The organism is Bacillus sp. mrc49, from assembly GCF_002803435.1.
Window position 1 is genome coordinate 1 of sequence record NZ_PHNG01000118.1, and the last position, 1013, is coordinate 1013.

The following is a 1013-nucleotide window of genomic DNA, read 5'->3' on the forward strand; positions in this document are numbered from 1 at the left end:
AAAAATCGTCGTCCACAGCGAATTGAACAAAGGGACATCCTTCACGATTCATTTGCCTTTTTATAAAGAAACCAAATAAACATAAAATAAGGATGACCCCCATTGCCGGTGGTCATCCTTTTCCTTTATGCTTTGAAGCTATCTTGCCATTTGAGCAAATGATTTTCCAAAAAGCGAACAAATGAGTCTGAGATTTTACCAGCCAAGGCAAAAATGATGATGCCGACGAATACGATGTCCGTTTGCATGAATGAACGGGCATCCTGGATCATGAAGCCCACTCCCCTATCTGCTCCCAGCAATTCAGCGACCACCAAGCACATCCATGCGGAACTTAATGCTAAGCGAATCCCAAGCAATATATTGGGCAAGGCTGCCGGGATCATGAGCTTCGTTATTTGTTCCAAAGGGCTATACTCCAGGATTCTTGCCACATCATATAGCTTTTTATCCACATTCCGCAAACCCAAAAATGTTTGTAAATATAATGGGAAAAAAGCGCCTAATGCAATAAGCAGCACCTTGGATAGTTCACCAAATCCGAACCACATGATGAATAAAGGTGTTATCGCTAGTAAAGGAACCGTTCGTAACATTTGGATGCTTGGGTTTAAATATTCCTCGGATTTTTTTTGCATGCCTACGATGACACCGATCAACATCCCTAAAAAACCGCCTAATGCAAAGCCAAGAATCGCCCGAGTTAAACTGATTTGCAAATGGCCGGCCATTTCCCCTGATCGGACGAGATCTATGAAAGCCGTGACGATCAAGGATGGTGATGAGAATAATTGGGCCGGCATGATTCCGGCTGAACCCAATGCCTGCCAGGCAATCAATACTATTGAGGGCAGGAAAAAGCCACGCAATGCAGATTTGGCGATTTTTGATTGTTTTTTCCTTTCCCTCATGATAAGCTGCTTGTTTTGAGCAATGGTTTGTGAAGACATTTTCATCATCCTTTCCTTCTTTTTTCAAAAATCAATCAAATACTCCAATCTTCCCTATCCTGA

The 1013-nt window shown here is 42.4% G+C and carries 1 protein-coding gene; it reads right to left on the reverse strand.

Translation table 11 applies throughout. The features are described from left to right. Positions 1-125: 125 nt before the first annotated feature. A complete protein-coding gene (locus CVN76_RS00815; protein ID WP_100530084.1) occupies positions 126-956 on the reverse strand; it encodes an ABC transporter permease in 831 nt (276 codons plus the stop codon). Between the last annotated feature and the right edge of the window lie 57 nt (positions 957-1013).

Bases quoted from the DNA above. Each gene is read 5' to 3' on its own strand.
- CVN76_RS00815 (WP_100530084.1), bottom strand. From the start codon at position 956: ATGAAAATGTCTTCACAAACCATTGCTCAAAACAAGCAGCTTATCATG.